Here is a 2,022-nt window from a genome sequence, read left to right on the forward strand (position 1 = left end):
CATCAAGCTGCGCTCCTGCCGTTGGGTCCGCCCTGACTGTTTTTGTTCAGTCCGCAGGCGTGTTCAAATTCGCGAAGTTTCTGTTCTGCCTCGGGGGTCAGATGGTTCGGGACATCGATCTGGACCGTCACGTACTGATTGCCATGGATGGACGGATTCTTCATGGAAACAATGCCTTTTCCCTTTAATTTAATCTTGGTTCCCGACTGCGTCCCGGCTGCGATCTTGCACAGGACATTGCCGTACAGGGTGGAAACCAGCGCCTCACCGCCGAAGACTGCGGTGGTAAACGGAATGCGGACGGTCGAGTAAACATCCATCTCCTTGCGCTCCCATCCCGGTTTCGCGGTGACGGTGATATTTAAAAGAAGATCGCCCNNNAAAAGAAGATCGCCCGCCTCGCCGCCGCTCGTTCCCGGCATGCCTTTTCCTTTCAGACGGATAGATTTACCGGTATCGATGCCCGCTGGGATGTGAACCTGTAAAGACTGGCGCTTGCCGGTCTGTGGGTTCTGCAGAGTGATGAGCTTCTCGCAGCCGGATACGGCTTCATCAAAGCTTATGGTTACATCGGACGTGAGGTCAGAACCTTTCTCACGGAAGTCGGCGCTGTGAAAGCCCTGACTGCCGCCGAAGCCGCCAAAGCCAGACCCGCCGCCAAAATGAGCGCTAGAACCGCCAAAACTGGAACCACCGGTAAAATGAGTCCCAGAGCCGCCAAACCCGGAACCGCCCGTGAAATGTCGGCTGCGGGAACTGCCGCCCGAACTCTTGCCGTGGAACATGCCGCCAAACATATCTCCAAAAATGTCACCCATATCGTCCAAGTCATCCCCGGTAAAATGGTATTCTGCATAACCGCCCGGACCGCTCTGATAGTGCCAGGCACCGCCCTGACCGGTACCGCCAAAGCCGGAGCCAAATGAACCATTTCCAGAAGCGCCGGCACCGCCAGCTCCGCCGTATGCGGCGCTGTTCGGGTCAAATGCGGCGTGACCGAAGCGATCGTAGAGTTTCTTCTTTTCTGGATCACTTAAGATCGAATAGGCTTCGTTGACATCCTTAAACATCTGCTCTGCCTGGGGATTACCGGCATTGGAATCCGGGTGATACTTTTTGGCAAGTTTCCGGAATGCCTTTTTGATCGTCTCCGCACTGGCGTCCCGCTTTATCCCCAGTATGTCATAATAGTCTCTTTTCTCTGCCATCGATTATCACCTCCGTAGATGCAGTGATTTAAGTTTCAATTATTTAGGTTATGATAAAAGATTGGGTATGATAGAAGCTGCCGCATTCCTGCGACAGCTCCTGAAGCTATCTGGCTGCTGGCAACACAATGTGTGAGCCACAGCTGCCTATTTGATTATTAACCTTCGATGGAAACGAAATGCTTCTCTTCAACCGCTTTCTTTTCCAGCTCTTTCGGGAAGGTCAGGGTCAGTGTGCCATTTTCAAATTTGGCATGGATATCCTTTTCTTCCAAGTTCTCGCCGACGTAGAAGCTTCTGCTTACATTGCCGCTGTAGCGTTCCTGGCGGATATATTTAACGGTTTTCTGCTCGGCTTTAGCGTCCTTCTTAGAAGCATCTGCTTCTGCGGTCGTTGCATCCTTCTGATTCTCCTCCGGCATATCTTTCGATGTAACTTCTTTCGAACCGCTGACGGTCAGATAGCCATCTTTCAGCTCAATCTGAAGTTCGTCTTTCTTAAATCCCGGCAGGTCGATGGAAACTTCATAATCCTTATCGGTTTCCTTGACATCCGTCTTCATCAGCTGGGAAGAGGAAGCGCCATACAGTCTCTGGTTAAAGCTCGGGAAAGAAAAATCCATCCAGTTATCAAAGTTATCAAATACACTATTATTAAAAATGCTCGGCATATACATAAGTCATCTCTCCTTTTCGTATTATCTTAACATCTATGTGAAAACATCGGTGGCAACAAGCTCGTTCTCATTTCCTTGTTCCTTCCCTTTGTTCTAGCTGTAATATAACACACATAATTAGCACTGTCAAGAGGTGA

General features: G+C 50.2%; 2 protein-coding genes. Both read right to left on the bottom strand.

The window, feature by feature from the left end; translation table 11 throughout:
* Positions 1 to 2: 2 nt before the first annotated feature.
* Positions 3 to 1,208 carry a DnaJ C-terminal domain-containing protein gene (locus QVO97_RS12625; protein ID WP_022360670.1) on the bottom strand — a complete coding sequence of 402 codons (1,206 nt, stop codon included), beginning with the start codon at positions 1,206 to 1,208 and terminating at the stop codon, positions 3 to 5.
* Positions 1,209 to 1,366: 158 nt separating this feature from the next.
* On the bottom strand, positions 1,367 to 1,885 hold the full coding sequence (locus QVO97_RS12630; protein ID WP_022360671.1) for an Hsp20/alpha crystallin family protein: 519 nt from the start codon (positions 1,883 to 1,885) through the stop codon (positions 1,367 to 1,369).
* Positions 1,886 to 2,022: the final 137 nt, after the last annotated feature.

Origin of the sequence: Clostridium sp. CAG:43 (assembly GCF_000434655.1) — a bacterium.
GTDB classification, from domain to species: Bacteria; Bacillota; Clostridia; order Lachnospirales; family Lachnospiraceae; genus Otoolea; species Otoolea fessa.

Coding starts and splice junctions, on each gene's coding strand:
- QVO97_RS12630 (WP_022360671.1), bottom strand. CDS start 1,885: ATGTATATGCCGAGCATTTTTAATAATAGTGTATTTGATAACTTTGAT.